Raw genomic sequence first — 20565 nt, 5'->3', positions numbered from 1 at the left:
CCCGCCAATTGACCGCGAGCTGGCATATCACTTGCTTTGCCAGAGGGATCGTTCCGATCATCTGGAGGCCAGCTCTTGTCCGTGATCTACCCTGACGATTTCGGGGGGCGGCGACTGACCAGCGAAGGCCTGATCCGGGAGGCCGAAAACCTCATCCCGGTGCTACGGGCGCGCTCGCAGGAGGCAGAACAGCTGCGCCGCCTGCCCGAGGAGACCTGTCGAAATCTGCGCGAGACCGGGCTGTCGCGTCTGTTGCAGCCGCGTCATTTCGGTGGCGCGGAAGGTTCGCTCGATCACCTCGTCGACGTGATGATCCCGATCGCCAGTGGCTGCCCGTCGACCGCCTGGTGCCTCGCCCAATATATCTTCCACAATTACATGCTCGCGCGCTGGCCGGTGAAGGCGCAAGAGGAGGTCTGGCAGGATCCGGACTGCCTGATCAGCGGCATCCTGATCCCCCGCCTCGGCAAGGCCCGCGCGGTCGAGGGCGGCTATGAGTTGACCGGCGAGTGGCCGTTCGTGAGCGGCGTCGAGCCGTCCGATTGGTGCCTGCTGTCGGGTATGGTCGAGCACAACGCCGCGCCTGACGAGGAACGCTACTTCCTGGTGCGCACGGCGCAGGTGGGAATCCTCGACACCTGGCAGCCGATCGGCCTGCACGCCTCGGGCAGCCAGGACGTCAAGGTGGAATGCTTGTTCGTGCCTGAGCACATGACGCTGTCAATCAAGCACCTGAAGGGCGGCGACTTCCCCGGCCGCGCGCTGAACCGCGCCGCGGTGTTCCGGTTGCCGCTCTACATGGTTTGCGGCATCACGCTCGCCTCCTCGCTGATCGGCATGACCGAGGCGATGTTCGAGAGCTTCCTGGTGCAGTCGCGTGACCGCCGGGCGCTGATGAGCATGGAGGAAACGGCGAGCTTCGCTACCCACCAGATGCGGGTCGGCGAGGTGTCGGCCTCCCTGCAGGCGGCCGAGATGCTGGTGCGCGCCGATTGCCGCGAAATGATGGAATTCGCGGCGGTTGACTACGCCCCGACGCCGCTGGAGCGCTCCAACTACCGCTGTAACTCGGCCTATGCCGGCCAGCTAGCCCGTCGCGCCGCCGAGACGGTCTGGGATCTGATCGGTGCGCGTGGCGCCTACCAGGCCAACCTGATCTCGCGCATCTATCGCGATATCGCGGTGGCCTCGCGTCACACAGCGGTGAACTGGGAGGTAAATGCGACCGAGCACGGACGGGCACGGCTGAGACTGCCGCTGTCCAATCCGTCGCTGTGAACGAAAAATTCGGGCAGTAAACTTGACAAAGTTTTTTATATGGAATGTTCTAAATAAATAGATTGCCTTTCTCGGTTGAAGGAAGGCTCCTGGTGATCCTGATCGTCTACGAAACGCGCAGCGTCCCGGGCTGTGCGATCCTTGCCGCGCGGCGGAGGACCTTGCATGTCTGAAACACCCGCCGCCGATCCGCGCCAGCGTGCGCTCGACATCGCTGTGCGCCGCGCGCCGGCCGACACCGTAGTGCACGACTGCATGGTGCTCGACGTCCACACCGGTCTGATGCGTGCCGCCGGCATCGCCATCGTCGGCGAGCGCATCGCCTATGTCGGCGCGGTCGACGACCTGATCGGCCCTTCCACCCGCGTCATCGACGGCAAGGGCCGCATCGCCGTGCCCGGTCTGATTGACGGTCACATCCACACCTATGAGAGCCACCTCCCGGTCGGCGAACTGGCGCGCGGCTTCTTCCGCTGCGGCGTCACCACCATCATCACCGACTTTTATGGCGAGGCGGTCGTGCGCGGCGTCCGTGCGGTCGAGGCCGCGATCTCGGAGGCGGCGGAGAGTCGGCTCAACGCCGTGTTCGTGCTGCCGATGCCGGCGCTCTATCAGGACGAGCCGTTCCTCCACACCGGGACGGTGCGCATGCCGGAGATGGAGGCCATGGTCGCCTGGGAGGCGTGCCGCGGCCTCAATGAGTGTTTCGTGAAGAGCATCGTCAATGGCGAGCCGATGCTGACCCGCCTTACCGACCTGATCCAGGCCAAGGGCGGCAAGGCCTGCGGCCATGGCTCGGAAGCCTCCGAGGCCGAGGTGCAGGGCTGGGCCGGCTGGGTGCGCCGCCTCGACGACCACGAGGCGGTGAGTGCCGATGAGGCGCTCGACCGGCTGCGGGCGGGCATTCACGTCATCGCCCGCGAGGGCTCCGGGGTGAACGACGTCGCCAACATCGTGCGCGGGCTGAGGGCGGCCAATGCCGATCTGCGCCGGGTCTCCTTCTGCACCGACCTGGTCTCGCCGATCGACGTGATGGGCCGCGGCACAATCGATTATTGCGTGCGGCTGTGCATCGGGCTCGGCGTGCCGCCGGTGACGGCGGTGCAGATGGCGACCATCAACTCAGCCGAATGCCACCAGATTGACCATGACGTCGGCTCGATCAGCCCCGGCCGGCGCGCCGACATTATCCTGCTCGGCGGCGCGCTCGCCGAATTCGAGATCGACACCGTGATGGCGGCCGGCGCGGTGGTGGTCGAGGGCGGCGCCATCGTTGTCCCGCCGGCGCAGCGGCAGGATCCCGGCTTCGCGCGCGGCACGGTGCAGATCGCCGGCATCACCGCCGAAACTTTCGCCATCCGGTCCGACGCTCGCGAGGTCGAGGCGCGGGTGATAGGCGTCGGCGAGGGCACCATCATCACGCGCAACCTAGTGCGCCGCCTGCCTGTGGTCGACGGCATCGTCGAGCCCGTGCCGGAGCACGGTCTCAACGCCATAGCCGCCATCAACCGGCATCGCCCCGGCGCCGGGGTCGGACGCGGCTTTGTCGAGGGCTTCGGCCTGCGCCGGGGCGCCATGGCCTCGACCTACAATCCGCACTGCCAGCATCTGCTGCTAGTCGGCGCCGACCGCGGCTCCATGGCGGTCGCGGCCAATGAATGCGCCCGGCTCGGCGGCGGCTTCGTGGTGGTCGATGGCGAGGAGGTTCTCGCGCGCGTGCCGCTGCCACTCTACGGCCTGCTCTCCGACCAGCCGATCGAGATCCTGACCGCGCAGATCCAGACCGCACTCGACGCGCTGAAATCGCTCGGTTGTGAGTTGATCGCCCCGTTCCACACGCTCGCCTTCAGCGGCCTGCCGATCACCATCGGCACGCTGAAGATCTCCTCGCTCGGCCTGATCGATGTCTGGCGCGGCGAGGTCGTGCCGCCGCTGATCGGCCCGGTCGCGGCGACCGCCGATGCCCTCATATGACCCTTTCGCCCGTTTATCCGAGGAACTGCTCATGACCCGGACCGCCCTTTCCAAGCTTGCCCTGCTGACCTGCGCGCTGCTCGGCAGCAGCATCGCCGAGGCGAGCGCCGACACTCGCCTCGGCATCGTGGTCGAGACGCTCGGCAACCCCTATTTCGCCTGTCTCAAGGCCGGCGCCGAGGCGGAGGCGGCAAAGCATCCCGAGGTGAAGCTCACCGTGATCGGTGCGGCGACCGGCACCGACCTGGTCGGCATGACACGCATGATCGACGACATGCTGCAGAAGGGCGTCGACGTCATCTCCTTCAACGCCATCGACCCGAACGCCATGATCCAGACGGTCAAGAAGGCGCACGAGAAAGGTGTTAAGGTGCTGATGCACTCCGATGACACCTCCGAGCCGGTGGCCGAGCACTATGTCGGCGCCAACCAGTACGAGATCGAAAACGTCGTCGCCGGCATGCTGGCGAGGCAGATCGGCGGCAAGGGCAAGGTCGCGATCATCGAGGGTGTGCCCGGCAACATGACGAGCGTCCAGCGCAAGAAGGGCGCCATGGACGCTTTCGCCAAATACCCGGACATCAAGGTAGTCGGCGTGTGGGCTGGAAACTGGGACCGCGCCCAGGGCCTGCAGAAGGCGCAAGATATCCTCACCGCCCATCCCGACCTCGCTGGCATCCTGGCGGTGAACGACGAAATGGCGCTTGGCGCGCTGCAGGCCGTGCGCGCCCGCAACCTCGCCGGCAAGGTCGCGGTGACGGGCGCCAACGGCGTGCCGGAGTCGCTCAAGGCGGTCTATAAGGGCGATCTCGCCGCCACCGTCGTGACCTATTGCGCGGACATCGGCGAGGCGATCGTCACCACGGCGCTTGCGCTCGGCAGGGGCGAGGGCGGCCCGACCACCTACAACGTCGATACTCGCTACGACGCGATCGACACCCGCGTCGCCAAGACCGTATTCGACGGCATCTCCAAGTAGCACATCCGCGCCCGCGCGAGGCTTCTGCGCGCGGCGCCGTTCCCCGTCCCCGAGGTTCCCATGACCGTTCATCCGGCCCTGCTCAGCGAGATCGAAACGCGGGTGACGAACACCCAGCGACTGATGCGCGAGCGTGGCCTCGACCTGCTGATCGTCTATGGCAACAACAAGCTGATCGGCAGCCTGCGCTACCTCACCGACTATTTCGCCGACCGGGCCGGCTGGATCAGCCTCGGCATTGACCATGTTGAGATCGTCGACGGCGCCGCCGCCGTGCTGACACCGACCAGCCCGCCCCAACTCCTGGTCGATCCCGGCCTGATGCCGACCCGCGAGATCTGCGTCGACACCATCATCGGCGGCGACGGCTTCGCCGCAAAGGCCGGCGACGGCCTGTCCCTGAGGAATTTGGAGCGCGCCATCACTGAGGCGGGCGGCGTGCGGACCGTCGGCATCGAGACGCTCGACAAATTCCCCGCTCCGCTGCTGCTCGGCCTGCGTGCCTCCTTCCCCGACATCGCGTTCGTGCGCTCGACCGTGGTCGAGGAACTCCGGCTCATCAAGAGCCGCTACGACCTCGACATGATGCGGCGCGCCGCCGAGATCGGCGATCGTGCTCATGCCGCCGTCGAGGAGGCGCTGCGCACGCGCCCCGGAATCACAGAGCTGGAGCTGATCCGCATCGCCGAGGCGACCATGCGGCTCGCCAATCCGATCTATGAGGATTCCTGCACCAATTCGCCGAGCTTGATCTGTTCTAGCTCCACCATCGCCGGCACGCTGCTGCACCTCGCCAGCGGCGACAAGCGCATCGGGCCCGGCGACGTGGTGCACTGGGACATCTGTATGCGCTACCAAGGCTACACGATCGACACCTCGCGCACCCGTGCCATCGGCACCGCACCCGACAGCGTCAAGCGCGCCTATGACGCTGTGAAAGAGGTGCACGCCGCCATCATCGCGGCGGCGCGGCCGGGTACGCCGGCGGTGGAGTTGGTGCGCGTCGGCGAGGCGGTGGCGCAGCGTCGCGGCCACACGCTGTGGAACCGCTTCATCGGCCACGGCCTCGGCTGGGACGGCCATGAGCGCCCCGATATGGGCATCGAGGAAATGCCGCTCGCGGAGAACATGGTGCTCGCCATCGAGCCGCGTCTCGCCGTCGACGGACGCCATCTCGTCGGCAATGAGGATATGGTTGTCGTGACTCCGGGCGGCGGCTGCTCGCTCACCCACTTCCCCGCCGATCCGTTGGAGCTGAAGGTCTGAGCCATGGCTGACAGCGCCCCGCAGCGCCCCCCCTATATCGAGATCATCGGGGTCTCGCGGTCGTTCGGCGCGGTCCGGGCGGTGAAGACCATCGATCTGCGTATCCGCGAGGGCGAGGTGCTGATCCTGCTCGGCGAGAACGGTGCGGGAAAGTCAACGCTGATCAAGCTGCTCGCTGGCGTCTACCCGGTCTCGGCCGGGGAAATCGTCGTCAACGGCATGACCGACCCCCTGACCCCGAAGCGGGCGCATGAGCTCGGCATCCGCGTGATCTATCAGGAGCTCAACCTGGTCGACACGCTGAACGTGCGCGACAACATCTTCCTCGGCAATCCGATCGTGCGCGGCGGGCCTGGCCGACTGGTCGGTCTGCGCAACACCGCGGAGATGGAGCGCAAAGCGCGCCAGGTGCTGGATGATCTCGGCATCAAGGTGGACACGCGCGCGCTGGTGCGCGACCTCTCCATTGCCGAGCGGCAGATGGTCGAGGTCGCCAAGGCCATCACCTTCGACGCCCGCATCATCATCATGGACGAGCCGACCACCGCGCTCGGCCCCGCTGAGAAGGAACGCCTGTTCGCGCTGATCGAACAATTGCGTGCCCGCAACATCGGCGTCGTGTTCGTGTCGCATATCCTGGAAGACTGCATCAGCATCGGCGACCGCTTCTTCGTGCTGCGCGACGGCGAGAAGGTCGGCGAGTTCCGCAACGAGAACGTTACTCCCGAGCAACTTGTGACGCTGATCGCCGGCCGGCCGATCGAGCAGCGCTATCCGGAGATCAACGGCAATCCGACCGAGGCGATGGCGCTGAAGGTCGATGGTGTCAGCACCGCCAAGGTGAAGGCGTGCAGCTTCGACGTGAAGGCCGGCGAGATCTTCGGCTTTGCCGGGCTGGTCGGCTCGGGACGCACTGAGCTGATGCGCGCCGTGTTCGGGCTCGACACCCTTACCGCCGGCGAGGTCGAACTGTTCGGCGAATCGATCCGCCCGACCCCGGCGCGGATGATCGCGCGCGGCGTGTTCTTCCTGACCGAGGACCGCAAGACGCTCGGCATCCTCAGGAACATGTCGGTCGCCGAGAACAACGTCATCTCGGCGCTCAATCTTGCCTTCGACATCCAGACGCCGGCGCTGAAGACGCGCTTCGGCACGGTGAGTGCGCGGGCGATGAAGCCGCTGGTGGCGCGGCTGATCCAGTTGTGCGGCATCAAGACCAGCGGACCCGACGCCAAGATATCCAGCCTCAGTGGCGGCAATCAGCAGAAGGTCCTGCTCGCCCGTGCACTCGCGACGCGCGCCCGGCTGCTCATCCTCGACGAGCCGACCAAGGGCATAGACGCTGCGGCCAAGCTTGAGATCTACGATCTCATGCAGAGGCTCTCGAGTGAGGGGCTGACGATCATCGTGGTGTCCTCGGAACTCGAGGAGGTGATGACCCTGTGCGGCCGCATCGCCATCATGAACAAGGGCCGCATCTCCAACATCGTCGAGCGCGCAACGAGCACTGCTGACCAGATTCTCCACACAGCGATGGTGGCCTGAGATGACTAAGACTTCGAGCGGAGAACGCCTGCTGCCGGCGAGCGGTGCTCCGGCGGCGCCCGCGGTACGGCAGGGCGGCTCGCAAGCGCCGCTCGCTTATCTCGCGCGGTTCGGCCTGCTCGGCGCGCTGCTGGTGCTGATGGCCGTGCTGTCGGTGGTGGCCGAGAATTTCCTCACGCTTTCCAACCTGATGAACATCCTGCTTCAGGCATCGAACATCGGCATCATGGCGGCCGGCCTGACGCTTGTCGTCATCTGCGCCGAGATCGACCTTTCGGTCGCTTCCGCGCAGACGCTCGGTGCGGTGATCGTCGCGGCGCTGATGGTGCGCTTCGATGTGCCGATCCCGGTTGCCATCATCGTCACGCTGCTCGCTGGCCTCGCCATCGGTTCGCTGAGCGGGCTGTTCGTCGGCACGCTCGGCATTCCCGCTTTCATTGTCACGCTGGCCATGGACAGCCTACTACGCGGCACCTCGCTGATCCTGACCGGCGAGACCTCGATCTTCGGCCTTCCGGACGCCTTCGCCTTCCTAGGGCAGGGCTATGTCGGGCCGGTCCCGGTCGCGGCGATCATCTGCGGCTTCGTGTTCCTCGCCGTCCACCTTCTGCTGTCGCACACGGTGCTCGGCACCAACATCTACGCGGTAGGCGGCAACAAGGAAGCCGCCCGCATCGCCGGCGTGAACATCTTCCGGGTGAAGCTGATCGTGCTCGCCATTAGCGGCTTCTGCGGCACGCTGGCTGGCATCGTCATGGCGTCCCGCCTGATGGCCGCGCAGGCCATAATGGGGCTGTTCGACCTGATGGATGTGATCGCCGCGGTGGTGATCGGCGGCACCTCGCTGCTCGGTGGCGAGGGACGGATCATCGGCACCATCATCGGCACCCTGACCATCGCCTGCATCCGGAACGGTCTGAATCTGATGGGGATTCCGGCGGATTGGCAGCTCATTGCGGTGGGCGTCATCATCATGCTCGCCGTGCTCTCGGACTATGCTGGGCGCCGGGCGGCGCAATAGCCGCCCGCGCCCGACCTCTTTCGCATCCAACTCTGCTCGGCGCCGGACCGGCGCACCCGAGGTGGCCGTTCCATGCCCGCACGATCGCGTACGGCCGCCGTGGCCGAGCCTGTCCGCACCCTGGAGCTCGTCGCGGCAAGCAAGTCGTTCGGCGGCGTGCCGGCGATCGAGGGCGTGGACCTCAAGCTGGAAGAGCAAACCGTGCATGTGCTGGTCGGCGAGAACGGCGCCGGCAAGTCGACCATCGTCAAGGTGCTGTCCGGCATCCACCAGTTGAGCGAGGGCCAGATCAACCTCAATGGCCGGCCGGTGACGTTCAACGCGCCGCGCGACGCGATACGGCGCGGCATCGTCACCATCCATCAGGAACTGATGCTGGTTCCCGACCTTACCGTCGCGGAGAACATCTTCCTCGGCAAGGAGCCGCTCACCGCGGCGCGCTTCGTCGACAAGAAGACGATGCGCCGCAAGGCGCAGGAGGTGCTTGCCCATCTCAAGCAGGACTTCTCGCCAGACGCGAGGGTGCGCGGTCTCGGCATCGCGCAGCAGCAGATGGTCGAGATTGCCCGCGCGCTGATGAACAATTGCCGCGTCCTGATCCTCGACGAGCCGACCGCCGCGATCACCGACAAGGAGACGGGAATCCTATTCGACACCATTCGCGGGCTGAAGAATGCCGGGGTGGCGATCCTCTATATATCGCACCGGCTGGAAGAGCTGTTCGAGATCGGCGACCGTACCACCATCCTGCGCAACGGCCGCAAGGTGTTCACTGGGCCGACCGCGACCCAGACCATCGACGGCATGATCCACCATATGATCGGCCGCGAGCTCGGCGCGGAATATCCCGCCCTGCCGCCGGCCGGCGAGGCAGTGGCACTGACAGCGCGTGACGTCGCCGTCCCGGGCAAGCTGCGCGATGTCTCGATCGAACTGTGCCAGGGCGAGATCCTTGGCTTCTACGGACTGATCGGCGCCGGGCGCACCGAGCTGATGCGCACCTTGTTCGGCCTTGAGGTGATGAGCGCAGGCACCATCGAGATCACTGGCCGCGGCGCGGCGCCCGGATCGCCGCGCGAGGCGATCGCGCGCGGTGTCGGCATGATCCCGGAGGACCGCAAGAAGCAAGGCCTGCTGCTGCAGCGCTCGGTGCGGGAGAACATCAGTCTCGCCTCGCTCGGCGCTCTCAGTCGCTTCGGCTTCACCCGCAAGGGAGCCGAGATTGCTCTGGTCGACGGCTATATCCGCGACCTCGCCATCAAGACCGAACGTCGCGAGACCCGCGTCCTGCACCTGAGCGGCGGCAACCAGCAGAAGGTCGTGATCTCGAAGGTGCTGTCGACGCGCCCAGACATCGTGATCTTCGATGAGCCGACCCGCGGCATCGACGTCGGCGCCAAGCAGGAAGTCTACCGGGCGATGCTCGAGCTCATCGGCTGGGGCAAGTCGATCCTCATGGTGTCGTCCGACATCCGCGAGGTGCTCGGCATGAGCCACCGCATCGTCGTCATGTGCAACGGCACCGTCACCGCGCAACTCGCGCGCGAGGACGCGACGCAGGAGCGGATCCTGTTCCATGCCTTCCCCCGTGCGGACGCCTCCGCGCGCGCGGACGGCCTACGCGCAGAAATCCAAAGAGGAGCGCGGCACTGACCATGGCGCTTGATCGCGGTGAATCGCTGACGAAGCCGTCCAGCCCGACCGCCGGCCAAACCAGGCCGGCATGGTGGACGCGCACCGGTCTCAACGAGCAGACGCTGGGCCTGTCCCTCGTGCTCCTGCTGCTGGTGGCGGTGTTCTCGGCGCTTAGCCCGAATTTCCTTTCGGTGGCCAACTGGACCAACATCCTGCGGCAGGTCTCGAACCTGATGCTGCTCGCCTGCGGGCAGACGCTGGTCATCCTTACCGGCGGCATCGACCTGTCGATCGGTGCTATGATGGGGCTGGTCAGCGTGTTCACCGCGATCGCGCTGATCCAGCTCGACCCGGTCGTCGCGGTGGTGGTCGGCCTCGCCGTCGGCATTCTGGTCGGGCTGGTCAACGGGCTGCTGATCGGCAAGGCGCGGATCACCCCCTTCGTCGCGACGCTCGGCACCATGGCGATCACGGGCGGCCTCGCCATGGTGCTCACCAATGGCGCGCCGATCCACGGCATTCCCAACACCTGGTTCTTCGATCTCGGCCGCGGCTTTCTCGGCCCGGTGCCGATCCCGGTGGTGTTCGCAGTGATCGGCATCGCCGCGGTCCATGTGCTGCTGAACTACACCACGTTCGGCCGCTATCTCTACGCCATCGGCGGCAATGAGGAAGCCACCATCCTCGCGGGCGTCGACGTCAATCGCTACAAGATCGGCACCTACATGCTCGCGGGCATATTCAGCGCGGTCGCTGCCATCCTCCTCACATCGCGCGTCATCACCGGCCAGCCGAGGCTCGGCACCGGCATGGAGCTCGATTCGATCGCCGCCGTGGTGATCGGCGGCACCGCGCTCGCCGGCGGCACCGGCTCGATCGGCGGCACCGTGATCGGCGTGCTGATCATCGGCGTGCTGCGCAACGGGCTGACCCTGGTCGGAGTCTCCACCTTCATGCAGGAGGTGGTGATCGGCGTGATGCTGATCGTCGCGATCTACTTCAGCAGCTTGCGCGTCGCCCGCAAATAGCTAGCCACCCCTCCCGTCATCTCCAGCACATCGAGGAACATCATGAAACGTGTCGCTGCCACAACCATCGCCTTGCTCGTCGCCGCCGGCATCGCCCACGCCCAGACCAAGCCGTCGAGCGAGATCAACATTGCCGTTCTGATGCCGAACGCCGGCGATCCCTACTTTCAGTCCAAGGCATATGGCTATGTCGAGGAGGCAAAGGCGCAGGGCGTCAAGTTGAAGATGTACAATGCCGGCGGCTACGACCACCTGCCCGACCAGATCCGCCAGGTCGAAGACCTCACCGTCGCCAAGGTCGACGGTATCATCTTCACCCCGACCGACACCGTGGCGACGATCCCGACCATCGAGGCGGCGATCGACGCCGGCATCAAGGTCGTCAATGACGACGTGCTGATCCGCGACAGCAAGAAGATTCCGGTCCGCGTCAGCGAGAACAGCTTCGAGGTCGGCCAGCAGGAAGGCGAGATGATCGTCGATGCGTTGGGCGGCAAGGGCAATGTCGTCATGCTCAAGGGCCCGTCCGGCGTCGATCTGATGATGCGGCGCGAGGCCGGCGCGAAAAGCGTGTTCGCGAAATATCCCAGCATCAAGATCATCGCGGAGGACTACCATCAAAGCAACATCATCGCCGCCAACCGGCTGATGGAGGACTTCATCCAGGCGCATCCGAACCAGATCGACGCCGTCTACACGCTCGGGACCCAGACCGCGATCGGTGCGGTGACCGCGCTGCAGGCCGCCGGGATCCCAGCCGGCCGCGTCAAAGTGATGACCATCGACTGGGAGCCCGCCATCGAGAAGATGGTCAATGAGGGCTGGGTCTACGGCGCGGTAGTGTGCGAGCCGGTGAAGGTCGCCCGCATCGCGGTGCAGTCGGTGGTCAAGCTCGTCAAGGGCGAGCCGGTGCCGGCGATGATCTATTCCGGCACCCAGAAGGTGACCAAGGCCAATGTCGGCACCTTCGACCGTGCGGGCATCTACACGCCAGAGGGGTGGAATCCGACCAGCCTCTATGAGTGAGTTGGGCTCGAGCGGAAGGTCCGCGCTCCGAAAGCCTTGATGCCTTCATAGAGCTCTCCTCGTTCCCAACCCAGGGATCATAAGTGGAAAATTCTAGTTATTTATTTGCGCAATACTCGCCTCGAAGTACTCTTCAGGGACTTTGCCAACACTATGCGCCATGTGTCGACGGCTCCCCTCTGGCAAGGGTGATCGGAGGTTCTGCTGAGCCTGGTCGGTGCGACCATGTATTGGACCTGCTGGTGCGGTACGCATGACCGCTGGCCATAATGCCTTCCGCGAAGACGGTCCCGACCAAAAGCACGCGCTCGAGGCGCTCTGGCGCAAGTGGGTTTTCCTGCCTTCCGGTATCGACCGGCTGTCGCATTACATCCTGTCCGCCCTTCCCAAGTTTGTCGACCGTGGCGCTCCGCCTCGACCTGATCTCTATGCCGCGACTGGCTCCCGGTAGCGCTCGCCCGATGTCATGATCGCCCAGACCATCCGGGCGGTTTTGTTGGCCAGCGCGACTGCCGCGACCTTCGGCGTTCGGCGCGCGAGCAGCTGGATCAGCCACGGCCGGCGCGTGCCGTTGCGCACGGGCATAGCGAACAACTGCCAGCGCGCCGACGACCAGCATCTGTTGCAGGTACCGATCGCCCTGCTTGGTGATACCGCCAAGGCGCTCCTTTCCGCCGCTGGAGTTTTGTTTCGGGACCAGCCCGATCCAAGCGGCTAGGTTCTGGCCGGTCCTGAAGGCCTTCGGATCGGCGATCGTCTCGATCAGCGCACTGGCCAGAAGCGGACCCACGCCTGGGATTTCCATCAGCCTCCGGCTGACCTCAGTCGAGCGGGCGTTGGTCTGGATCAATCGATCCGTATTCAGAATCTGCTCGTTTACCAGCCGCAGCTGAGCAACCAGCATGGTCAGCCGGCAAGTCCCGTAGCGCAGTTGGCAGCGCGTGCTACACAGCAGCGCCAAGCATGTCAATCAAACGACCCACTCACAGCACGAGCCCTGGAACGCCGGCCGGATCGTCGGTGCCAAACCTCCCCTGAAGCCCAAGCATGTCTGGGCGTTGTGCACGCGGCTGCAGATTGCCAATCGGGTGCGCGACCTCGCCATGTTCAACCTTGCCATCGACAGCAAGCTGCGTGGCTGCGATCTGGTCACACTGAGCGGACGGACGCTGGGCGTGCTGCGCTCGTCCAATTCCGAAGTCGTGATGAACGAGTTGTTCGGCAGAGACATCAGGTCTGCGCTGGCGGTCCCGCCGATCGAATCGACGGCGGCGGCGATCGGCGTTTCGCCTGCCGGCGGCGAACACGCCCGCCAGAGGGCTGAAAGTCAGGTTGAGCGGAAGGTTCCACCGGCTTTCAACGGCGGTCCAACAAGGTCAGGTTCACAATTGGCAGTACGTCGGATGCCGGTTTAAAGGGCTTCGTTCTTCACCGGGCTTCGCGCAGGAATGCGGCATTGGCGGCCAACGCCCGCGACGCGCTTGCCAGCGTTTCCCCCTCCGGGGCACCAAGGCGCGACAGCCGCTCCGACGCGGTCGAGAGTGCCGCCGCGGCTTTGTCGGGAGCCTTTCCCACCCGCTCCAGACGTGCGAGGGCGGTGTCCAGGCTGCGGCGGACGCCGGCGGGCAAATCGCCTTTCTTCAGCATATCCCGCATCGCCATAATGGCGGAGCCGAGCGCGAGGACCGCCAGACCGCCGTCAATTGCCGCGGCGCGGTCGGCGCCGTTCCTGTCGGCGAGGCGGGCGAGGCGCAGCAGCCGGTGGTAGAGCCGTCCCCGCCAGACAAGGCGGTGGGCCGTTGGGTCCGTTGCGCGCGCCATGCTCTGCACTTCGCGAACCATCATGGCGACCAGCATGCGGAGCCTACGCCACCAACTATCTCATCGACCTCGACCACGCCGTCATCGTCGATGTCGAGGCCAGCCGCGCCATCCGGCAGGCCGAGGTCGGCTCGGCCCGCACCATGCTCGACCGGACGCAGGAGCGCTTTGGCCTTTGGCCGGCCAAGCTCGCCGCCGACAGCGCCTATGGCTCAGCCGAGAACCTCGCCTGGTTGGTGCATGAGCGCGGGATCGAGCCGCATATCCCGGTCTTCGACAAATCCCAGCGCAGCGACGGCACCTACAGCCGTTCCGACTTCGCCTACGACCACGACCGCGACCTCTATATCTGCCCGGCCGGGAAGGAGTTGAGGCAGCGCCAGAAGGTCTATCGAACCGAGCGCCCGCTCGTCGATGAGAACGGCATGATGCGCTACCACGCCAGCAAATTTGCCTGTGACGCCTGCTCGCTGAAGCCGCAGTGCTGCCCAAACACCCCGGCCCGCAAAATCCTGCGCTCAATCCACGAAGGCGCCCGCGACATGGCCAGGGACATAGCCCAGACCGACGCCTATGTCGTCTCACGGCGCGAGCGGAAGAAGGTCGAGATGCTCTTCGCCCACCTCAAGCGCATCCTGAAGCTCGACCGGCTGCGCCTGCGCGGACCAAACGGCGCCAGAGACGAGTTCCATCTCGCCGCAGCTGCCCAGAACCTCAGGAAGCTCGCCAAGCTCCTGCCGAACGGGCCGCAGATCAGGCTAGCGTGAGAGGCGAGCCTCGATCAGCCAAATCCGCGATCTGGCAGCCACGCTCAGGGCCGACTTTTTCAACATGGGGTAATAGGCGGCAGCTCTTCTGCGGAGACCGATACGCTCGGCTCCGTCATTGGAAGAGGAGACCCATCATGGAGTATTTTGCGGGCCTGGATGTCTCGATGGAGGAGACGCACATCTGCGTTGTCGATCGCGACGGGGCACTTGTTCACGAAGCAAAGGCCGCGTCTGCGCCTGACGCCATCGAGGCGGAACTGGCGAAGGCTCCGGCGTGTCGGCGGGTCGTCTTCGAGACCGGTCGGATGGCGCCAATGCTCTACCATGGCCTGGTCGCTCTCGGCCTGCCGGTGGTCTGTATCGAGAGCCGGCAGGCCTATCAGGCGCTCAAGTCGCTGGCGACCCACAAGACCGACCGCAACGATGCGCGCGGCCTAGCGCATCTCGCCCGGACCGGCTTCTTCAAGCCAACGCACGTGAAGTCGCTCCCGGCACATGCCATTCGCTCGCTGATCATCGCCCGCAAGAAACTGGTCGGGCAGCGTGTGATGATGGAGAACCAGATCCGCGGGCTCGCCGTGGTGTTCGGTGTCCGTTTGCCGCGAGCGCTCAGCCCTGCCTTCATCGAGCAGGCGCTGCGAGCAAGCGAAGGGATCGATGGCCTGTCCGCCGCTATGCGAGGCCTCATCGCGGCGCGCGGCGCCGTGCTCTCCGCCATCACGGCCATCGATGCCGACATGAAGAAGCTGGCCAGGTCATCTGAGGCCTGCCACCGATTGATGACGATCCCGGGCGTCGGCCATCTCACCGCACTCGCCTTCACGGCCGCTGTCGACGACCCCGAACGCTTCCGGCGCTCCCGGGACATCGGCGCCTATCTGGGCCTGGTGCCGCGACGCTATCAATCCGGCGAGGTCGACTACACCGGCAGCATCTCCAAATGCGGCGACCGGCGTGTGCGCACGCTGCTCTACGAGGCTGCGAACGTTATGCTCACGCGCTACCGAGGATCTCTGAAGCTGAAGGAGTGGGCTTTGGGCATCGCCAAGCGATCCACCATGCGCAAGGCTCGGGTCGCGCTTGCCCGGCGGCTCGCCATCATCATGCACGCCATGCTCCGGCACGGCACGGAGTTCAAGCCGGCGTAGCCGATCTCGGCACCGGATCACACAGGAGGCCGAAACAGCTCCCGAGCGGGAGCGACGCCCGAGGGAGGGAATGGATGACGGCGCCGATTCTGTCGCACGCCGCCGACCCGTCGGCCGACTGCGGTTTCAACCAAGCTGCTCCATGCCTAGCCAACCCCATCAAGTGCCCATGAGCACGTAGAGAACGCAGGCACCCGAAAGCGTCAATATCGCTCACAAACTGAGCTGCCACTCTTGACCTATTAGAGAACGATATCGGCCCCAAACCGGCCATTCGTCGTCGCCGCAGCGAACTTCTGCTTCTGGCGCTCCCAGGCGTCCAACTCCATGGCTCACATGTTTCCGAAGACGTAAATCCGGCCAGTGTCCAAGTGTGCCCCCAGCGTCGTCGGCGGCAATTAGTTAGGACGCAAGTAATAAGGGCACAAGCGGCAGTTTCAGCGCCTGCATCGGACGGGGCAGGCGGCACGCTGGCGGCTTTTTCATGAGAGCTTCCGCTGAGAAGCCGCGGCGTCCGCGGCTTCTCGTGTCGGTTCGGAACGGTAAATCCGGCGAGACGCCGCCGTCGCCAGTCAAAGCGCCTGGATCGCCTTGACGAACTCGCGGGCATCGTTGCCGAACTTCTGGTAGAAGGCATCATACACAGGCGCCGTCGCCGCCTTGAACTCGTCCTGGTTGGGCTCGGACACCTGCATGCCCGCCTTCTTGAGCGACTCCAGCAGTTCCGCTTCGCGGTTGGCGACATAATCCATCTGCCAGTCGCTGGCTTCCTTGACGGCTTCCTGCAGAGCCTTCCGCTGCACCTCGGTCAGCGACTGGTAGAACGATTCGGACACCAGGAAATACGCCGAATTGTAGATGTGGTGGGTCAGCGCAAGGTATTTCTGGACCTCAAAGAGCTTTCCGTCGGAAATATTCTCAAGCGGATTTTCCTGGCCGTCTACGACGCCCTGACGCAGGGCGGCATAGAGCTCGGAGAACGCCATCGGCGTCGGGCTGGCGCCGAGTGCCCTGAAGGTCTCGATCTGCGCCAGATTCTCCGGTGTACGGATCGTCAGGCCCTTCACATCCGCCGGGTTGTTGATCGGTCGGATGCTGTCGGTGATGTTCCGGAATCCGTTCTCCAGAAAGCCGACCAGACGTACACCCTTGGCCGGAAGGCCGGCGGCAAGTTTCTGGACGGCCTCGCTGGCCTGGGCTTTCTTGATGTGCTCTCGGTCGCGGAAAAGGTAAGGTAGTTCCAGCAACGTGATCTTCGGCTCATAGGTCGCGAGCACGCCGGTCAGCGTCATTTCGAGCGTGCCGGTCGCCAGTTGCTCCTGCATCTCGCGTTCGGTGCCGAGCTGCGAATTCGCGAAGACGGCGACCGTGAATTCGCCCGGAGCCCGCTTTTCGAGCGCCTCCTGGAATTTCTGAATGGCCAGATGGAAGCTGTGGTTCTCGGTGTGCCCATGGCCGATCTTGAGCGAAATCTGCGCCGTTGCCGCGGTGACCGGCAAGGCGACTAGGTGTTCAGTCCCAGCATGTCATGGCTTGGTTGACGAACGAACAGCTCCGGCTTTTCGGCGCTGATGAGCTTGAGCGCTTCGAGCGGCGTCTTGAACCGAAGCGCCTTGAGCTGCTTGGCGTAATTGTAGGCGAGCAGCCAGTCGCGAACGTGGCGTCGCAGGTCGTTGATCGAGGCGTAGTGGAAGGCGCGGACGGTCGCGTCCTTTATAGTGCGGACCATCCGTTCGGCCTGCCCGTTGGTCCAAGGGTGATAAGGCTTGGTGAGCCTGTGCGCGATATCGTGTTCAGCGCAGACCCTTCCGAAGATGTGGGCGACGGAACCGCCCTTGGCTCTCTTGTCGTGCTGGACGAACTGAACGCCGTTGTCGGTCAGCACCGTGTGGATTTTGTAGGGGACAGCGATGAGCAGAGCCTTGAGGAAACCGGCCGCCACCAGCTTCGTCGCCTTCCGGTAAATCCTGGCAAAGACCAGCTTGGAAGTGCGGTCCACGGCCACGAACAGATAGGCCTTGCCATCCTCGTAGCGCAGCTCGGCGATGTCGAGGTGGAAGTAGCCGATCTCGTAGGCCTTTGAACCGCCCCGGGTTTGCCGGAGGCTCCAACTCCTGAGAAGGTGGAGCCATCATGAGCAAGACGACGAACAAGTTTTCCCCGGAAGTGCGCCAGCGAGCCGTGCGGCTGGTGCTGGATCACGAACATGAACACCCCTCTCGCTGGGCAGCGATCATGTCGATCTCAGCCAAGATCGGCTGCACGGGCCAGACGCTGAACGAGTGGGTGAAGAAGGCCGAGGTCGACGCCGGCAAACGGGCCGGTATGCCGACGGACATGGCAGCGAAGCTGAAGGCGCTGGAGCGGGAGAACCGTGAGCTTCGGCAGGCCAACGAGATCCTGCGCAAGGCTTCCGCTTTTTTTGCCCAGGCGGAACTCGACCGCCCGTTCAAACGATGATCGCATTCATTGACGATCACCGCGAGGTCCACGGGGTCGAGCCGATCTGCAAGGTGCTGCCGATCGCCCCGTCGACTTACCGCGACCACGTCGCCAAGCGCGTCGATCCCGAGAAGCTGTCGGCGCGGGCGAAGCGGGACATGGCCCTGAGACCGGAGATCGAGCGCGTCTTCGCCGAGAACTTCGAGGTCTATGGCGCGCGCAAGGTCTGGCGTCAGATGCTACGCGAAGGCTTCGGCGTCCCGCGCTGCACGGTCGAACGGCTGATGGCCGACCTCGGCCTCCACGGCGTCATTCGCGGCAAGCCGGTCCGCACCACCGTGCAGGACAAGGCCGCGCCATGTCCGCGCGATCATGTGAACCGGGTCTTCCATGCCCCGGCGCCGAACAGGCTCTGGCTCTCGGACTTTACCTACGTCAGCACCTGGTCGGGCTTCGTCTACGTGGCCTTCGTCATCGATGCCTATGCCCGCCGCATCGTCGGCTGGCGGGTGAGCAGGACCGCCCATGCGGGCTTCGTCCTCGACGCTCTCGAACAGGCCCTGCACGAACGGCGGCCCACCCATCGCGGCGGCCTGGTGCATCACTCCGACAGAGGCTCTCAATATGTCAGCATCCGCTACACCGAGCGACTGGCCGAAGCTGGCATCGAACCCTCCGTCGGCAGTGTCGGTGACTCTTACGACAACGCGCTGGCCGAGACGATCAACGGACTCTACAAGGCCGAGGTCATCCACCGGCGCGGGCCGTGGCGAAGCTTCGAGGCAGTCGAGTTCGCCACGCTGACCTGGGTCGACTGGTTCAACAATCGCCGGCTGCTGGAGCCTATCGGCAACATCCCGCCGGCCGAAGCCGAGGAGCGCTACTACGCCATGCTGGAAGAACCGGCCATGGCGGCGTGACTCAAATGAAACGGCCTCCGGCAAACCCGGGGCGGTTCACTTGAACCGCTTGGGCTTCTCGCGATCGGCCTTCGGCAGGCGCGAGATTCCGTGCCGTTGAAGGCAGCGGTGCAGCGACGAGCGCGTCAGATGCGGGATGACGTCCTTCAAGGCGACGAAGACGTCGTCCAGCGGCAGGCGAGCCTGCACGCGCAGAGCGACGATCGCCGCCTCCTCGATGGAGGAAAGGATCGAACTGCGCCGCTCCTTCGGGCCCATCGGCGCGTCTTCGACCATCCGGCGGGATCGCCACTTCCTCACGGTTTTCTCGTTGATCCCGAAGCGTCGCGCGAGCTCTGCGACCGAAGATTGCGATCGTTGTAGCTCCGCTCGAACGGCGTGCGTGGTCTTGGCGCTCCCGTGAAGAACCTGGCCCATAGCGTGTCCCTCTCAAACGGAGATAATGATACGCCATCACACTGTGGGACTAAACAACTAGGCCGTAAACTCATAAATCTTCTTGGCATCTGAATGGGCTGATGATTCAAGGGCTTCCGAAAAAGGGAGGCCTCTGATGTCCCGTCGCCGTTACGAACTGACCGATCGTGAATGGTCGATCATCGCCCCGCTGCTGCCGAACAAGCCGCGAGGGGTTCCGCGCGTCGACGATCGGCGGTGACGTTGCCCCCAACTTCTATCCAACTGTGAGTTCGTTCTGGCGGTTGGATTTGCCCTCTCGGGCGTGGGGAGCGGCTGGAACGGACGCGGAGCCATTCATGATGCGGAGCGTCTGATCCCGCCGCGGGTGGAATGTTGAGGCGAAGGCCGTTGGTGTCTGCCATCCCAGCTTCGAGTGCGGCCGGGCGGTGTTGTAGTCGAGTTGCCACCGGCCGAGAGCGGCTCTGGCCTGAGACAGGCTGGAGAACAGCGTCTCGTTCAACAACTCGTCCCGCAGCCGGCCGTTGAAGCTCTCGATGAAGCCGTTCTGCATCGGCTTGCCGGGCGCGATGTAGTGCCACTCGACCCTCGCCGCGTCGGCCCAGGCCAGAATGGCATTGGAGGTGAACTCGCTGCCATTGTCGCTGACGATCATCTTCGGCCGGCCGCGCTCTGCCAGAAGCCTGTCGAGTTCGCGAGCGACCCTCACACCGGAGAGCGACGTGTCCGCCACCAGCGCCAGGCACTCGCGGGTGCAGTCGTCCACGATGGCCAGCATCCGGAAGCGCCGGCCGTCAGTCATCTGGTCGGCGACGAAGTCGAGCGACCAGCGCTCGTTCGGTCGCAGCGGGATCATCATCGGCGCCCGCGTCCCGATCGCCCGCTTGCGACCACCTCGCCGGCGGACCATCAGCCGTTCCTCGCGATAGAGCCGGAACAGCCGCTTGTGGTTGACCCGGAAGCCCTCCCGCCGAAGCAGGACGTGGAGACGCCGATACCCGAACCGCCGCCGTTCCTGGGCGATGGCCTTCATCCGCTCACGCAGCGAGGCGTCGTCCCCGCGCGTGGCCCTGTATCTCATGGTCATGCGGCAGAAGCCGGTGGCTTTACACGCCCGCCGTTCGCTCATCCCATGGGCATCCATGAGGTGGGCGACAGCTCTGCGCTCGAGGCTGTGTGAGAACTCACTTTGGCTCGTCGCGCAGGTTGTTGCCATGGCGCGCGTCAGCTCCGTTCACCCGGTTATCGCTCTGAGGGTCGATGCAACGCCGGCGACGGCGATGACGCGCTTGATG

At 64.9% G+C, this 20565-nt stretch carries 14 protein-coding genes, 6 pseudogenes and 1 other annotated feature; of the genes and pseudogenes, 14 read left to right on the top strand and 6 right to left on the bottom strand.

The features are described from left to right. Positions 1-81 precede the first annotated feature (81 nt). From ACO2RV_RS24045 to ACO2RV_RS24005, 9 genes are all read left to right on the top strand, one after another. Entirely contained in the window at positions 82-1278 is a 1197-nt protein-coding gene (locus ACO2RV_RS24045; RefSeq protein ID WP_423296743.1) for a hypothetical protein, read from the top strand. A gap of 165 nt (positions 1279-1443) precedes the next feature. Further along, positions 1444-3252 (top strand): adenine deaminase C-terminal domain-containing protein, encoded by a 1809-nt coding sequence (locus ACO2RV_RS24040; protein ID WP_423296736.1) that lies wholly within the window; start codon positions 1444-1446, stop codon positions 3250-3252. Between the two features lie 31 nt (positions 3253-3283). Beyond that, positions 3284-4231: a sugar ABC transporter substrate-binding protein gene (locus ACO2RV_RS24035; RefSeq protein WP_423296735.1), complete on the top strand. Its 948-nt coding sequence runs from the start codon at positions 3284-3286 to the stop codon at positions 4229-4231. A gap of 60 nt (positions 4232-4291) precedes the next feature. Then, positions 4292-5497, top strand: a complete 1206-nt coding sequence (locus ACO2RV_RS24030; RefSeq protein WP_423296733.1) for a M24 family metallopeptidase — start codon at positions 4292-4294, stop codon at positions 5495-5497. A gap of 3 nt (positions 5498-5500) precedes the next feature. Beyond that, positions 5501-7042 (top strand): sugar ABC transporter ATP-binding protein, encoded by a 1542-nt coding sequence (locus tag ACO2RV_RS24025; protein ID WP_423296732.1) that lies wholly within the window; start codon positions 5501-5503, stop codon positions 7040-7042. A 1-nt stretch (position 7043) separates the two neighbouring features. Then, the gene (locus ACO2RV_RS24020) at positions 7044-8063 is read left to right on the top strand and encodes an ABC transporter permease (RefSeq protein WP_423296731.1); all 1020 of its coding nucleotides are present in this window, start codon (positions 7044-7046) and stop codon (positions 8061-8063) included. A gap of 72 nt (positions 8064-8135) precedes the next feature. Then, positions 8136-9716: a sugar ABC transporter ATP-binding protein gene (locus tag ACO2RV_RS24015; protein WP_423296730.1), complete on the top strand. Its 1581-nt coding sequence runs from the start codon at positions 8136-8138 to the stop codon at positions 9714-9716. A 2-nt stretch (positions 9717-9718) separates the two neighbouring features. Continuing rightward, entirely contained in the window at positions 9719-10726 is a 1008-nt protein-coding gene (locus ACO2RV_RS24010) for an ABC transporter permease (protein ID WP_423296729.1), read from the top strand. A 42-nt stretch (positions 10727-10768) separates the two neighbouring features. Continuing rightward, complete coding sequence (locus tag ACO2RV_RS24005; RefSeq protein WP_423296727.1) at positions 10769-11752, top strand: sugar ABC transporter substrate-binding protein; 984 nt, start codon at positions 10769-10771, stop codon at positions 11750-11752. A gap of 151 nt (positions 11753-11903) precedes the next feature. Here the strand turns inward: ACO2RV_RS24005 and ACO2RV_RS24000 are convergent, their stop codons facing one another. Further along, positions 11904-12656, bottom strand: coding sequence for a transposase (locus ACO2RV_RS24000; protein ID WP_423296726.1), 753 nt, complete (start codon positions 12654-12656; stop codon positions 11904-11906). 37 nt (positions 12657-12693) lie between these two features. Here ACO2RV_RS24000 and ACO2RV_RS23995 point away from each other — a divergent pair. Beyond that, a pseudogene (locus ACO2RV_RS23995) lies at positions 12694-12909 on the top strand (integrase); the annotation flags it as partial. Between the two features lie 271 nt (positions 12910-13180). On the opposite strand, the gene ACO2RV_RS23990 reads toward ACO2RV_RS23995, so the two are convergent. Next, positions 13181-13573, bottom strand: a complete 393-nt coding sequence (locus tag ACO2RV_RS23990; protein WP_423296725.1) for an FUSC family protein — start codon at positions 13571-13573, stop codon at positions 13181-13183. Between the two features lie 41 nt (positions 13574-13614). Here ACO2RV_RS23990 and ACO2RV_RS23985 point away from each other — a divergent pair. Both ACO2RV_RS23985 and ACO2RV_RS23980 read left to right on the top strand, forming a co-directional pair. Continuing rightward, positions 13615-14340: pseudogene (locus ACO2RV_RS23985) on the top strand (transposase); the annotation flags it as partial. 137 nt (positions 14341-14477) lie between these two features. Then, on the top strand, positions 14478-15491 hold the full coding sequence (locus ACO2RV_RS23980; RefSeq protein ID WP_423296724.1) for an IS110 family transposase: 1014 nt from the start codon (positions 14478-14480) through the stop codon (positions 15489-15491). 572 nt (positions 15492-16063) lie between these two features. Here the strand turns inward: ACO2RV_RS23980 and ACO2RV_RS23975 are convergent. Then, positions 16064-16990, bottom strand: coding sequence for a TRAP transporter substrate-binding protein (locus ACO2RV_RS23975; RefSeq protein WP_423296723.1), 927 nt, complete (start codon positions 16988-16990; stop codon positions 16064-16066). Between the two features lie 5 nt (positions 16991-16995). Beyond that, a pseudogene (locus tag ACO2RV_RS23970) lies at positions 16996-17571 on the bottom strand (DDE-type integrase/transposase/recombinase); the annotation flags it as partial. 53 nt (positions 17572-17624) lie between these two features. On the opposite strand from ACO2RV_RS23970, the gene ACO2RV_RS23965 reads away from it, so the two are divergent. Continuing rightward, positions 17625-18853, top strand: a protein-coding gene (locus tag ACO2RV_RS23965; RefSeq protein ID WP_423296722.1) for an IS3 family transposase whose coding sequence is annotated in 2 segments (ribosomal slippage) — positions 17625-17910 and positions 17910-18853 — 1230 coding nt in all. Because the reading frame shifts where the segments join, the coding sequence is not laid out codon by codon here. Beyond that, positions 17906-18022, top strand: a sequence feature (AL1L pseudoknot). (Overlaps the previous gene by 117 nt.) Positions 18854-18892: 39 nt before the next feature. Here ACO2RV_RS23965 and ACO2RV_RS23960 read toward each other — a convergent pair. Continuing rightward, positions 18893-19270 (bottom strand): annotated as a pseudogene (locus ACO2RV_RS23960) (IS481 family transposase); the annotation flags it as partial. Between the two features lie 136 nt (positions 19271-19406). Here ACO2RV_RS23960 and ACO2RV_RS23955 point away from each other — a divergent pair. After that, positions 19407-19508, top strand: a pseudogene (locus tag ACO2RV_RS23955) (IS5/IS1182 family transposase); the annotation flags it as partial. A gap of 18 nt (positions 19509-19526) precedes the next feature. On the opposite strand, the pseudogene ACO2RV_RS23950 reads toward ACO2RV_RS23955, so the two are convergent. Continuing rightward, a pseudogene (locus ACO2RV_RS23950) lies at positions 19527-20438 on the bottom strand (IS3 family transposase); the annotation flags it as partial. Between the last annotated feature and the right edge of the window lie 127 nt (positions 20439-20565).

It is taken from the genome of Ancylobacter sp. VNQ12 (genome assembly GCF_049445835.1).
In the GTDB taxonomy this organism is placed as follows: domain Bacteria; phylum Pseudomonadota; class Alphaproteobacteria; order Rhizobiales; family Xanthobacteraceae; genus Ancylobacter.
Note: the sequence above shows the minus strand (reverse complement) of the source record. Positions and strands in the feature narration are given on the sequence as shown.

Bases quoted from the DNA above. Each gene is read 5' to 3' on its own strand.
- ACO2RV_RS24040 (WP_423296736.1), top strand. From the start codon at position 1,444: ATGTCTGAAACACCCGCCGCCGATCCGCGCCAGCGTGCGCTCGACATC.
- ACO2RV_RS24035 (WP_423296735.1), top strand. From the start codon at position 3,284: ATGACCCGGACCGCCCTTTCCAAGCTTGCCCTGCTGACCTGCGCGCTG.
- ACO2RV_RS24030 (WP_423296733.1), top strand. From the start codon at position 4,292: ATGACCGTTCATCCGGCCCTGCTCAGCGAGATCGAAACGCGGGTGACG.
- ACO2RV_RS24025 (WP_423296732.1), top strand. From the start codon at position 5,501: ATGGCTGACAGCGCCCCGCAGCGCCCCCCCTATATCGAGATCATCGGG.
- ACO2RV_RS24020 (WP_423296731.1), top strand. From the start codon at position 7,044: ATGACTAAGACTTCGAGCGGAGAACGCCTGCTGCCGGCGAGCGGTGCT.
- ACO2RV_RS24015 (WP_423296730.1), top strand. From the start codon at position 8,136: ATGCCCGCACGATCGCGTACGGCCGCCGTGGCCGAGCCTGTCCGCACC.
- ACO2RV_RS24010 (WP_423296729.1), top strand. From the start codon at position 9,719: ATGGCGCTTGATCGCGGTGAATCGCTGACGAAGCCGTCCAGCCCGACC.
- ACO2RV_RS24005 (WP_423296727.1), top strand. From the start codon at position 10,769: ATGAAACGTGTCGCTGCCACAACCATCGCCTTGCTCGTCGCCGCCGGC.
- ACO2RV_RS24000 (WP_423296726.1), bottom strand. From the start codon at position 12,656: ATGCTGGTTGCTCAGCTGCGGCTGGTAAACGAGCAGATTCTGAATACG.
- ACO2RV_RS23990 (WP_423296725.1), bottom strand. From the start codon at position 13,573: ATGGCGCGCGCAACGGACCCAACGGCCCACCGCCTTGTCTGGCGGGGA.
- ACO2RV_RS23980 (WP_423296724.1), top strand. From the start codon at position 14,478: ATGGAGTATTTTGCGGGCCTGGATGTCTCGATGGAGGAGACGCACATC.